The organism is Mycetocola miduiensis (assembly GCF_900115155.1).
In the GTDB taxonomy this organism is placed as follows: domain Bacteria; phylum Actinomycetota; class Actinomycetes; order Actinomycetales; family Microbacteriaceae; genus Mycetocola_A; species Mycetocola_A miduiensis.
In genome coordinates this window covers 1-11,708 of the sequence record NZ_FOVM01000001.1, presented here as the reverse complement: position 1 = coordinate 11,708, position 11,708 = coordinate 1, and the positions used below count along the sequence as shown (strand labels likewise).

Annotated in this window: 10 protein-coding genes; 6 read left to right on the top strand and 4 right to left on the bottom strand. The window is 66.6% G+C overall.

Features of this window, described 5'->3' with window-relative positions:
- Nucleotides 1-4 precede the first annotated feature (4 nt).
- Genes BM197_RS00050 through ptsP form a run of 4 tightly spaced genes read left to right on the top strand, consistent with a single transcriptional unit; the run spans nucleotide 5 to nucleotide 6,346 of the window.
- Nucleotides 5-973, top strand: a complete 969-nt coding sequence (locus BM197_RS00050) for an AAA family ATPase (RefSeq protein WP_090707759.1) — start codon at nucleotides 5-7, stop codon at nucleotides 971-973.
- Between the two features lie 7 nt (nucleotides 974-980).
- On the top strand, nucleotides 981-2,381 hold the full coding sequence (locus tag BM197_RS00045) for a DUF58 domain-containing protein (RefSeq protein ID WP_090707758.1): 1,401 nt from the start codon (nucleotides 981-983) through the stop codon (nucleotides 2,379-2,381).
- Nucleotides 2,378-4,657 carry a transglutaminase TgpA family protein gene (locus BM197_RS00040; protein WP_090707756.1) on the top strand — a complete coding sequence of 760 codons (2,280 nt, stop codon included), beginning with the start codon at nucleotides 2,378-2,380 and terminating at the stop codon, nucleotides 4,655-4,657. Before BM197_RS00045 ends, BM197_RS00040 begins: the two co-directional genes overlap by 4 nt.
- Nucleotides 4,658-4,711: 54 nt before the next feature.
- Nucleotides 4,712-6,346, top strand: a complete 1,635-nt coding sequence (gene ptsP, locus BM197_RS00035; RefSeq protein WP_090707755.1) for a phosphoenolpyruvate--protein phosphotransferase — start codon at nucleotides 4,712-4,714, stop codon at nucleotides 6,344-6,346.
- 202 nt (nucleotides 6,347-6,548) lie between these two features.
- On the opposite strand, the gene BM197_RS00030 is transcribed toward ptsP, so the two are convergent.
- Genes BM197_RS00030 through sdhC form a run of 4 tightly spaced genes read right to left on the bottom strand, consistent with a single transcriptional unit; the run spans nucleotide 6,549 to nucleotide 10,029 of the window.
- On the bottom strand, nucleotides 6,549-7,316 hold the full coding sequence (locus BM197_RS00030) for a succinate dehydrogenase iron-sulfur subunit (protein WP_090707754.1): 768 nt from the start codon (nucleotides 7,314-7,316) through the stop codon (nucleotides 6,549-6,551).
- Nucleotide 7,317: 1 nt separating this feature from the next.
- Nucleotides 7,318-9,120, bottom strand: coding sequence for a succinate dehydrogenase flavoprotein subunit (gene sdhA, locus BM197_RS00025; RefSeq protein ID WP_090707752.1), 1,803 nt, complete (start codon nucleotides 9,118-9,120; stop codon nucleotides 7,318-7,320).
- A gap of 29 nt (nucleotides 9,121-9,149) precedes the next feature.
- A complete protein-coding gene (locus BM197_RS00020) occupies nucleotides 9,150-9,596 on the bottom strand; it encodes a succinate dehydrogenase hydrophobic membrane anchor subunit (RefSeq protein ID WP_090707751.1) in 447 nt (148 codons plus the stop codon).
- A gap of 13 nt (nucleotides 9,597-9,609) precedes the next feature.
- Complete coding sequence (gene sdhC, locus BM197_RS16505) at nucleotides 9,610-10,029, bottom strand: succinate dehydrogenase, cytochrome b556 subunit (RefSeq protein ID WP_425435657.1); 420 nt, start codon at nucleotides 10,027-10,029, stop codon at nucleotides 9,610-9,612.
- A 185-nt stretch (nucleotides 10,030-10,214) separates the two neighbouring features.
- Between sdhC and BM197_RS00010 the strand changes: the two genes are divergently transcribed.
- Together BM197_RS00010 and BM197_RS00005 are read left to right on the top strand one after the other, a co-directional pair.
- Nucleotides 10,215-11,330, top strand: coding sequence for a mannose-1-phosphate guanylyltransferase (locus BM197_RS00010; RefSeq protein WP_090707748.1), 1,116 nt, complete (start codon nucleotides 10,215-10,217; stop codon nucleotides 11,328-11,330).
- A 161-nt stretch (nucleotides 11,331-11,491) separates the two neighbouring features.
- Nucleotides 11,492-11,708, top strand: a 217-nt coding sequence (locus tag BM197_RS00005; protein ID WP_143094945.1) for a helix-turn-helix domain-containing protein, incomplete at its 3' end; no start/stop codon positions are given.

Genomic DNA, 11,708 nt, shown 5'->3' with positions numbered 1-11,708 from the left:
CCCTATGACGATGACCCCCGACCAAGCCACCTGGTTCGCCGGGATCTGTGACGAGCTTGTCGAGAACGTCGAGCAGGTTCTGCTCGGCAAAAATCACGTCATCCGCCTCTCGTTCACCGCTTTGCTCAGCCGCGGCCACCTGCTGCTCGAGGACGTACCCGGAACCGGCAAGACGTCGCTCGCCCGCGCCATGGCCGAAAGCATCGCCGGAACGTCGAACCGGGTCCAGTTCACCCCTGACCTGCTCCCCGGCGACATCACCGGGGTGAGCATCTATGACCAGCGCAGCGGGGAATTCGCCTTCCACCGCGGACCGATCTTCTCGAACATCGTGCTGGCCGACGAGATCAACCGGGCCAGCCCGAAGACCCAGTCCGCGCTTCTCGAGGTGATGGAGGAGCAGCACGTCACCGTCGACGGCGTCACACACGCCGTCGGGTCGCCCTTCATGGTCATCGCGACACAGAACCCGATCGAGCAGGCGGGAACCTACCGGCTTCCTGAGGCGCAACTGGACCGTTTCATCATGAAGACGTCGATCGGCTACCCCGATCACCAGTCCACCCTCCGGATCCTCGAAGGGTCGGATGCCGCGGAGAACGCGATTCTCAGCCCGGTGGCGTCCGCTGCGACCATCACCGAGATGACGCGCATGGCGACGACGGTGCACGTGGACGCGTCGATCAACGATTACGTCGCGCGCATCATCGAGGGCACGAGGACCGCGAGCGAGATCCGCCTCGGCGCCAGCGTTCGGGGTGCACTCGCGCTCGTCCGTACCGCGAAGACACTCGCCGCGGTTTCCGGCCGTTCGTTCGTCATCCCCGACGATGTGAAGGCGCTCGCCGACACCGTCCTTGCCCACCGGCTGATCCTCGACCCTGAAGCAGAGTTCGACGGGGTCAACCCGTCGAACGTCATTGCTCAGGTGCTCATCGACACACCGCCGCCCAGCGACAGCCAGGTGGCATAGGGCAACGATGGTCAACCGGAACATCGCAGGGGAGACGGCGCGGAGGAACGGATCCCGCATCGCCCGTGCCGATGCGCCGACCGTGCTCGGTGAAACCCAGCTGAGCAACGCGAGAACCCGGTTGGTCGGATCGCGTCAGGGCAGGCTGGCCGACACGGTCGTTGCCGTCGTCCGGTTCTGGCGACGGGCGCGACGCGTCGCGGCGCGCTGGTGGGACGCTCTCTCGGCCGTCGTCACTCCGCTCGGCTGGGGCATCGCGGTTTCCGTTGTGGTCGCGTTCCTCGTCGGGTACGGCCTCGGCTGGCTTGAACTGATCGCCGCGGGCTGGGCGGGACTGCTCGTCATCGCTGGGGCCGTTCTGTTTCTCATCGGCAGGACCTCGCATGACGCGGCGCTGACCGTTCCCGTGAACCGGGTGGTGGCAGGAGAAAACGCGGTTGGACAGCTCACGGTTCTCAACCCGACCCGGCGACTCTTGCCCGGTACGCGGATCGAGGTGCCGGTCGGTGAAGGGCTCGCCGACTTCCAGGTTCCGACGCTCGCCCCGTCCGGTCGGTACGAGGACCTGTTCACCGTCCCGGCGCTTCACCGCGGCGTCATCGCCGTTGGCCCCGTCCGCGCCGTGCGCGCCGACCCGATCGGCCTGGTTCGGCGGGAGCGGGAGTGGGACGAGCGGGTCGACCTGTTCGTTCACCCGCGTACCATTTCGGTCGCCAGCATGAGCACAGGCTTCGTCCGCGACCTCGAGGGCAACCCGACGAAGGACCTGACCTCGAGCGACGTGTCGTTCCACGCACTGCGCGAGTACATGCCAGGAGACGAACTCCGGAGCATCCACTGGAAGAGCACAGCACGAACCGGCCAGTACATGGTCCGGCAGTTCGAGGAGACGAGGCGCAGCCACCTCATGCTCGCGATCAGCCTCGCCGAAGAGGACTACGCGGGCGAGGAGGATTTCGAGATGGCGGTCAGCGTCGTCGGGTCGCTCGGCGTGCGCGCCATCCGGGACGGTCGGACGATCTCGGTCGTGGCCAGCGAATCGACCCCTGAATTCGCAAGTAAGCGCCTCCTCGCGGTGAAGAACATCGCTGCTGTGAGCACCTCACGACTGCTCGACGATCTCAGCCGGGTCGACCGGTCGGGAACCGCGCTCCCGCTGGCCGAACTCGCGCGTGTCGCCGCCGACTCGATCGCCGGGATCTCGCTCGCCTTCCTTGTCTGCGGTGCCGCGGTCCCGGTGGCATCGCTCCGCCACGCGGCCAGCCATTTCCCGCCAGGAGTCGAGGTCGTCGCGGTGGTCTGCGACCCCGAAATCGTACCGAGCTTCAAACGCGCCGGCGGGCTGACCGTGCTGCGGATCGGTTATCTCGAGGACCTTCAACAGTCGATGGCACGGGCCAGCGCATGACCTCGTGGGGACTACGGATTCCCGTCGCTGTTCTCTTCGCGGTGGCGTCGATCGCGATCGCGACCAGCGTCTGGTGGCCGGTCTACCAGACGCCGCAGTTCGTCGTGATGTGCGTCGGCGCGATCCTGTTCGGCACGCTGATCGCCCTGGCCGGCTGGCTGTTCCGGCTGTCGGGCATCGTGGTGCTCGGCATCACGGTCCTCGTGTACCTTGCCATCGGTGTACCGCTCACCATGCCGGACCGCGCGGTTGCCGGGCTCCTCCCCAGTCCTGACGCGCTGCTCGACCTGATCAAAGAAACGGCGACAGCGTGGAAAGAACTCATCACCATCCTCGTTCCGGTCGGGACCTACCAGGGCCTCCTGATCCCTGCGCTGTTCGCCATCCTCGGCACGACGGTGCTCACTGTGTCGATGGCGCTTCGGGTCGAGCGCGCGGAACTGGCGGTGCTCTGGCCGATCCTTCTCCTCGTGCTCGGGATCGCGTTCGGTCCAGAGGACCCGTGGTTCCCACTGGCCATCGGCCTCGGCCTCACCCTGGTGCTCCTCGGCTGGCTGATCTGGCTGCGAGGCACACGACATCGGGACCAGCTCCGCCAGCACACCGCGGTTGTGGCCAGCGTCGCACCGTCCAGGCGGGAACGCCGCCGCGCCGGCATCGTCGGAGCGATGAGCGCCGCACTCATCCTGGCGATCGCGATCAGCGGTGGTGCGGTCCTGGCATCCGCTCTTCCGGCCGACACGCCGCGCAACGTTCTCCGTAGCAACATCGAGCAGGATTTCGACCCCCAGGACTACCCCAGCCCGCTCTCGGGGTTCCGGCGCTACCTGCTCCCAGACCTCGCCAGCCAGCCCATGCTCAGGGTCAGCGGAATCCCGCAGGACGGACGCGTCCGCCTCGCAACACTCGATACGTACGACGGCGTGGTGTACAGCGTCGGAGGGCCGGAGAGCGCGTCCGCGTCCGGCACATTCGTCCGGGTGCCGCACCGGCTGGAGCAGGCGGCGCGCGGTGAACGGGTCTCGATGACCGTTGTGATCGACGGTTTGTCGGGCGTCTGGGTTCCCGGTGCAGGACACCTCGCCGAGATCCGGTTCACGGGGGAGAACCGTGCCGAGCTCGCCGACAGGTTCTTCTACAACGACGTCACCGGGTCTGGTGCCGTTCTCAGCGGACTGGCGAAGGGCGACGGATACCGGCTGACGTCGGTCGTGACGCCGATGCCCTCCCAGGCGGAACTCTCGGACATCCGCCCGGGGACCGCCGAACTGCCGCCATTCGACGGAGCTCCCGGTGCGCTCACCGACCGCCTTTCCGACTACACCGACGGGATCACCACACCAGGCGCCCAGCTCGTGGCCATGCTCGATGGCCTGAAAACCGACGGCTACATCAGCCACGGGGTCGGTGCAGACGAACCGCCCAGCCGGTCGGGTCACGGCATCGACCGTATCGAAGAACTCTTCACGAGCCAGCCGATGGTCGGCGACGCAGAACAGTACGCCGTCGCTGCCTCCCTGATGGCGCGTGCACTCGGTTTCCCTGCTCGCGTCGTCGTCGGGTTCCTCTCGCCCCAGCCGGATGCCACCGGCATCGTGACGCTGAGCGGCAGAGACATCAGCGCCTGGGTCGAGGTGCAGGACTCCTCCGGACGGTGGCTGAGCGTCGACCCAGTTCCCGCCGCGCGCGAGATCCCTGAGAAGCAGCCCGAAGAGCCGCAGAAGGTCTCCCGTCCGCCCGCCATCGTCCAGCCGCCCGTCGACGAGGACGACGATGAGATCGAGCAGGTGCCGCCGGCCGACAGCGAACAAAACGACGACGTCGCCGCGAACCCGTTCCTCGCGGCGCTGCTGCTCGTCGCCCAGATCGGCGGCAGTCTTCTCCTGGTGATCGCGCTCATCGCCGCTCCGTTCCTCGCAGTCGTCGCCGCCAAGGTCCGGCGCAGGACGCTGAGGCGCAGGCGACCGCACCCGGCCGATCGAATTCGGGGCGGCTGGCAGGAGTTTGCGGACTCGGCGCTCGACTACGGGCTGGAACCGCCGCCCTCAGCGACACGGAGGGAAGTCGCCCGTGCCGTTGGCGGTAAGCGTGCCTTCGCCCTGGCATCCGTCGCCGACCGCGCGACGTTCTCGATCGAACGCCCCAGCCACGAAGATGCCGACCGGGTCTGGGCGGCTGTCGACGACCTGCGGCGCTCCCTCGCCACCGGGCGTACCCGGCGCCAGCGGTTCCGTGCGGCGAGTTCACTCCGATCGCTGCGCACCCGTCGGCGCTGAGCCCGCTGGGCGTCACTCCGCGATAGGGTCGAACTCAATCCGGAAGGAGCGTTCATGCGGTTACAGGGAGTCGGCGTCGGGCGTGGCATCGCCCACGGCCCCATCGTCCGCATGCCGGATCCGATTCCTGAACCAGGCACGGGGCACCGCGCCGCCGACGCGGACACCGAGTTCGACCGTGCGATGGATGCCCTCAAGGGTGTTGCCGCCGACCTCTCTGAACGCGCCGAACGGGCCGGCGGTGAAGCCAAGGGAGTGCTCGACGCCCAGTCGATGATGGCGCAGGACCCAGCCCTCCTCGACGACGTCCGTTCGCGGATCTCAACGGGGCGCACGGCGGAGCGGGCGGTCTTCGAAGCGTTCCATGGCTTCCAGCAGATGCTCATCTCGATGGGTGGTTACATGGCCGAACGGGCCGCCGACCTCGGCGACGTCTCGCAGCGCACCATCGCCCAGCTGAACGGCGTCCCGGCCCCTGGGGTGCCCGAGGTGAACCATCCGTTCGTCCTCGTGGCCCACGATCTTGCGCCGGCGGATACTGCAGCCCTGGACATCACCAAAGTGCTCGGACTGGTTACCATCGGGGGAGGGCCGACCTCGCACACCGCGATCCTCGCCCGGTCGAAGGCCATCGTCGCCGTGGTCGGGGTGGCGGATGCCGGGGCGCTCGTCGACGGGACCCAGGTCCTCGTTGACGCGTCGGACGGCAGCGTGATTCTCGACCCGACCGCCGACGATGTTGCGGCGGCAGAGCAGCGGCTCGCCGCAAGCCGGGTGGAGGCGCCGATCGGTCCCGGGAAGCTTGCCGACGGAACAGACATCCCGTTGCTGGCGAACATCGGACGCCCGTCCGACATCGCTGATGCGTTGCTGCGCGGCGCTGAGGGTGTCGGGCTGTTCCGGACCGAGTTCATGTTCCTCGGCACCGAAACCGCGCCAACCGTGGCGGAGCAGCAGGAGCAGTACCGGACCGTGTTCGCCGCCTTCGGCGGTAAGAAGGTGACCGTGCGCACCCTCGACGCCGGGTCGGACAAGCCGCTCGCGTTCCTCTCAACCGGGCATGAGGAGAACCCCGCCCTCGGGCTTCGCGGCATTCGCGCTACCCGGGCTCATGAAGAAATCCTCCGGGACCAGCTCACGGCGATCGCCGCAGCGGCAGCTGAAACCGACGCCGATGTCCAGGTGATGGCCCCGATGGTGGCGGATGCCGCCGAGACCGAATACTTCGTCACCCTCGCCCGATCTCTCGGGATCCCCGTCGCCGGGGTGATGGCCGAGGTGCCGTCGTGTGCCCTCGTAGCCGGCCAGGTGCTCGGCATCGCCGATTTCGTGTCGATCGGCACCAATGACCTCACCCAGTACACCCTCGCGGCGGATCGGCTGCTGGGCAGCGTCGCCGCCTACCAGGACCCGTGGCATCCGGCTGTCCTCCGACTGGTGAAACTGCTCGGGGACGCCGGCATCCAGTCCGGCCGACCGGTCGGCGTGTGTGGGGAGGCTGCGGCAGACCCGATGCTGGCTGTCGTGCTCGTCGGCCTCGGCGCCACGAGCCTGTCGATGGCGCCCTCAGCGCTTGCCGATGTGCGCACCGAGCTGCGCCAGCACACCCTTGAGCATGCGCGGGCCCTCGCCGTCCGCGCGCTCGACGCGGCGAGTGCCGCCGAAGCACGGGCGGTCGTCCGCGACTGAGGTTGTGCATGGACCCGGCGTCGATTGGTCCGAAAGGGTTGTTGGTCGGAACCCGGGGTGACCTCTTGGGCCCATTCGGGTTCGGCGAGTGACCCGTTGGGACCGATCGGGAGCGTCGAGCCCCGAGCCCGAGCTCACGAACGACGAACCCCCCGCTCCATCGGGAGAGGGGGGTTCGACAAACATATTGTGCGAGCGGAAGCTACGGCTTGCCCCGCATGATGGCCTGCTTGACCTCTGCGATCGCCTGGGTGACCTGGATGCCTCGCGGGCAGGCATCCGTGCAGTTGAAGGTCGTGCGGCAACGCCACACGCCCTCTTTGTCGTTGAGGATGTCGAGGCGCACCTTGGCGGCATCATCGCGCGAGTCGAAGATGAACCGGTGCGCGTTGACGATCGCCGCCGGACCGAAGTACTGGCCGTCGGTCCAGAAGATGGGGCACGACGAGGTGCACGCGGCGCAGAGGATGCACTTGGTGGTGTCATCGAACCGGGCACGGTCGGCGACGGACTGGATCCGCTCCTTGCCCGCACCGGGCTTCGACGAGGGGATGAGGAACGGCTGCACCTCGCGGAAGGACTCGAAGAACGGGTCCATGTCGACGATGAGGTCCTTCTCGAGCGGCAGGCCCTTGATCGCTTCGACGTAGATCGGCTTCGAAATGTCGAGGTCCTTGATCAGCGTCTTGCAGGCGAGGCGGTTGCGGCCGTTGATGCGCATCGCATCCGAACCGCAGATGCCGTGCGCGCAGGAGCGGCGGAACGTCAGCGAACCGTCCTGCTCCCACTTGATCTTGTGCAGCGCGTCGAGGATGCGGTCGGTGGCGAACATCTCGACGTCGTAGTCGACCCACTTCGGCTGCTCGTCGACCTCGGGGTTGTACCGGCGCACGATGAGCGTGACGGTGAACGATTCGATGACCTCAGGCGTCGGAGCCGGCGCGGCCTCGTCAAGAACGGCTGTGGACATCTCAGTACTTCCTCTCCATCGGCTGGTAGCGCGTCATCACGACAGGCTTCCAGTCCAGGCGGATGTGATCGGCGGCATTCGACGAATGCGGGTCACCGGTCAGGTACGCCATCGTGTGCTTCATGTAGTTTTCGTCGTCACGATCCGGGTAGTCGTCACGCATGTGGCCGCCGCGGCTTTCCTTGCGGTTCCGCGCGGAGAACACGACGACCTCGGCGAGGTCGAGCAGAAAGCCCAGCTCGACGGCTTCGAGCAGGTCGGTGTTGTACCGGCGGCCCTTGTCCTGAACTCCGATGTTCCGGTACTTCTCACGCAGCTGGTGGATGGTCTCGGTGACCTCGGCGAGCGACTCGTCGGTGCGGAACACCTGGGCCTTCTTGTCCATCTCCTCCTGCAGCTCCCGGCGGAGAACAGCGATCCGCTCGGTGCCCGGGTTGTTGCGGATGCCTTCGATCGCGTCGCGCACCGTCTTCGCGGGGTCCTCAGGGAGAGGGAGGAACTCCGCCGTCTTCACGTAGGCGACGGCGTTGTTGCCCGCGCGCTTTCCGAAGACGTTGATGTCGAGCAGCGAGTTGGTGCCGAGTCGGTTGGAGCCGTGCACAGAGACGCAGGCGCATTCGCCGGCGGCGTAGAGGCCTGGCACGACCGTCGTGTTGTCGCGGAGCACCTCGGCGTTGTTGTTGGTCGGGATGCCGCCCATCGCGTAGTGCGCTGTCGGCATGACCGGGACGGGCTCGGTGACCGGGTCCACACCGAGGTAGGTGCGGGCGAACTCCGTAATGTCGGGAAGCTTGGTCTCGAGGACCTCGGCCCCGAGGTGGGTGCAGTCGAGGTAGACGTAGTCCTTATTGGGGCCGGCGCCGCGGCCCTCGGCCACCTCCTTGACCATGCAGCGGGCGACGATGTCACGCGGTGCGAGGTCCTTGATGGTCGGGGCGTAACGCTCCATGAACCGCTCGCCGCTTGCGTTGCGGAGGATCGCTCCTTCACCGCGGGCGCCCTCGGTGAGGAGGATGCCGAGCCCGGCGAGGCCGGTCGGGTGGAACTGGAAGAACTCCATGTCTTCGAGCGGCAGCTTCTTGCGCCAGATGATCCCGACGCCGTCACCGGTGAGGGTGTGCGCGTTGGAGGTCGTCTTGAAGATCTTGCCGAATCCGCCGGTGGCGAAGATGATCGCCTTGGAGTGGAAGACGTGAAGGTCACCGGTGGAGAGCTCGTAGGCGACGACGCCTGCGGGCTGCTCGACGCCGTCGACGTCGCTCATGATCACGTCGAGCACATAGAACTCGTTGAAGAAGTTGATGCCGAGTCTCACGCAGTTCTGGAACAGCGTCTGCAAGATCATGTGACCGGTACGGTCAGCGGCGTAGCAGGCGCGGCGAACCGGCGACTTGCCGTGGTCTGACGTGTGCCCGCCGAACCGGCGCTGGTCGATCTTGCCCTCGGGCGTGCGGTTGAAGGGGAGACCCATGTTCTCGAGGTCGATGACCGCGTCGATGGCCTCTTTCGCGAGGATCTCAGCCGCATCCTGGTCGACGAGGTAGTCGCCGCCCTTGACCGTGTCGAAGGTGTGCCACTCCCAGCTGTCCTCCTCGACGTTGGCGAGGGCGGCCGCCATGCCGCCCTGCGCCGCTCCGGTGTGGGAGCGCGTCGGGTAGAGCTTCGAGATCACCGCGGTCTTCGCGCCGGGACCGGCTTCGATGGCCGCGCGCATGCCGGCGCCGCCGGCGCCGACGATCACGATGTCGAACTGGTGGTAGTGCACTCCATCGATGATGGTGGAGTCGCTTGGGTCCTGAGTCACAGATGCATCCAAAATATTTCAGTTACTCGTTACGCAGCGCAGAACGAGGGGAGGAGGTCAGCGGGCTGTCCGATCGGGCACGGCTCGAACGTGAAGACGACGAGGGTGCCGAGGAGGATGAGGATCGCGACGGCCGCGAGGATCGCCAGCTTGAGGGCTGCACGGAATTTCGGGCCGCGGGCGTAATCGTTGACCAGGGTGCGCATGCCGTTGCCGCCGTGGATGAGTGCGAGCCACAGCATGGCGACATCCCACCACTGCCAGAACGGGTCGGCCCACTTGCCGCCGACGAACGCGAAGTCGATGGCGCTGACGCCGTCGCCGACGATCAGGTTCATGAACAGGTGGCCGAAGATCAGAACCACGAGCACGACACCGGAGACGCGCATGTAGATCCAGCCCCACTTCTCCCAGTTCACGCCCTTCTTACGGGCGGGACGGAGCGGGGTGCGGGGAGCGTCGAGAGTTGCAGACATTGTGCTTCCCCTCCTAGTGGCTGAAGACGTTGATGAGGTGGCGGGGCGTGAAGCCGAGCATGGTGATGACCCAGAGGGCGATCACCACATAGAACATCGCCTTCTGGTATCTGGTCCCCTTGGACCAGAAGTCGATGAGGATGATCCGGAGGCCGTTGAACGCGTGGAACACGATCGCTCCGACGAGGGCAACTTCGCCCAAGCCCATGATCGGCGTCTGGTAGGTGCCGATGACCGCGTTGTACGCCTCGGGCGACACGCGAACGAGCGCGGTGTCGAGGATGTGCACCAGAAGGAAGAAGAAGATGGCGACACCGGTGATGCGGTGCAGTACCCACGACCACATGCCCTCGCGCCCACGGTACAAAGTCCCTGACGGGCGTGGAGAGGTCGTGGAATCCAATGGTGGTGTTCTGGCAGTCTTCACTGACAACGAACGGCCCTCCCTGTTTTGAAAGCGTTCCTGGCCGCTGATGAGGCGGCCGTGCGTCACAACGGCGCGGCACCAGTCTAAGGTCCCGGGGCGTCGTTCCGCCGGTAAGGGGAGCCTAAGCATCTTGACGTCGAGATACCTCGGGCGTCGACAACCGCGAAACGGCCGTGCCGTACTCTGGGGCCATGACCAGTCCACTCGAACGCTTCTACAGTGTGATCCCTGCCGGTGGCATCGGATCGAGGCTCTGGCCGCTGTCGCGGGCGGATGCCCCCAAGTTCCTCCATGACCTCACCGGCTCAGGCAGCACCCTCCTGCGGGCCACCTGGGATCGGCTCGTGCCTCTCTCCGGCGAGCAGCGCATCATGGTCGTCACCGGGCGCGCTCACCGCGCCGCCGTCGAAGCCCAGCTTCCCGACCTTGCCGACCACAACGTCGTCCTGGAAAGCAACCCGCGCGACTCATCCGCAGCCATCGGTCTTGCCGCCGCGATCCTCGCCCACCGCGAACCCGACGTCATCATCGGGTCGTTCGCCGCGGACCACGTGATCCGAGGCGACCGCCTGTTCCGTTCCGCGGTGACCCAGGCCATCGCCGCCGCGGATGCCGGTTACATCACGGCGATCGGCATCCAGCCGACGGAGCCGGCGATCGGCTTCGGCTACATCCGTTGCGGCGCGGCGCTCGACGTGCGCGGCGCCGACTCGGCGCTCCTCGTCGACTCGTTCGTGGAGAAACCGAACCTCTCCACCGCCAAGAAGTACGTAGCAGGGGGCGCGCACCTCTGGAACGCTGGGATGTTCATCAGCCGCGCCGACGTGCTGCTGGAGGAGCTCGGCCGCAACCAGCCGGAGTTGCACGCAGGACTTGTCGAGCTGGCATCCGTCTGGGACGACCCGGCCACCCGCGGTCCCGCCGTTGACCGGATCTGGCCGACCCTGACGAAGATCGCCATCGACTACTCGGTTGCCGAACCTGCCGCCGCTGCCGGTCGTCTCGCCGTCGTGCCCGGTTACTTCGACTGGGACGACGTGGGCGATTTCGCGTCGCTCGCGAAGCTCAACTCTGGTGGGCGACAGACGGACCTCGCGATCCTCGGAGAGAACGCCCGCGTCCTGTCGGATGCGTCGAGCGGCATCGTCGTCAGCCAAACCAGCCGCGTGATCAGCCTGATCGGTGTCAAGGACATCGTCGTCGTCGATACGCCCGATGCTCTCCTGGTGACCACAAGCGCCAACGCCCAGCGGGTGAAGAGCGTCGTGGACGCCCTGAAGCTGTCGGGCAGGGATGACGTTCTCTAGCGCTCGTCCGATCGAGGCCCGTCCGGTCTAGGTGTACTGCACAGGGACGTTGGTTGAATCGGTGTGACGACTCGCTGTAGTTGCTGCGAATGAGGTGAGGACCTCCGGTTGCAGAGTGGGAGTTGCTTAGACAAACACTCTCGACAGCCAGGAGGTCCTCGATGTCCCACGCTAATGCTGCTCTAACTCCACGCCAACGACTTCGAGTGGCGCGGCTGATCATCGATCAGGGCTGGCCAGTCTCACAGGCCGCGAAAGCGTTCAACTGCTCCTGGCCGACAGCGAACCGGTGGGCCGAACGATACGCCGCGATGGGCGAGGCCGGGATGCAGGACCGGTCCTCGCGCCCGCACCGGATCTCGAACCGGACGTCGCCGG

What these genes read in the sequence shown, in the direction of transcription:
- BM197_RS00045 (WP_090707758.1), top strand. Translation starts at nt 981, where the DNA reads ATGGTCAACCGGAACATCGCAGGGGAGACGGCGCGGAGGAACGGATCC.
- BM197_RS00010 (WP_090707748.1), top strand. Translation starts at nt 10,215, where the DNA reads ATGACCAGTCCACTCGAACGCTTCTACAGTGTGATCCCTGCCGGTGGC.
- BM197_RS00040 (WP_090707756.1), top strand. Translation starts at nt 2,378, where the DNA reads ATGACCTCGTGGGGACTACGGATTCCCGTCGCTGTTCTCTTCGCGGTG.
- BM197_RS00050 (WP_090707759.1), top strand. Translation starts at nt 5, where the DNA reads ATGACGATGACCCCCGACCAAGCCACCTGGTTCGCCGGGATCTGTGAC.
- ptsP (WP_090707755.1), top strand. Translation starts at nt 4,712, where the DNA reads ATGCGGTTACAGGGAGTCGGCGTCGGGCGTGGCATCGCCCACGGCCCC.
- BM197_RS00020 (WP_090707751.1), bottom strand. Translation starts at nt 9,596, where the DNA reads ATGTCTGCAACTCTCGACGCTCCCCGCACCCCGCTCCGTCCCGCCCGT.
- BM197_RS00030 (WP_090707754.1), bottom strand. Translation starts at nt 7,316, where the DNA reads ATGTCCACAGCCGTTCTTGACGAGGCCGCGCCGGCTCCGACGCCTGAG.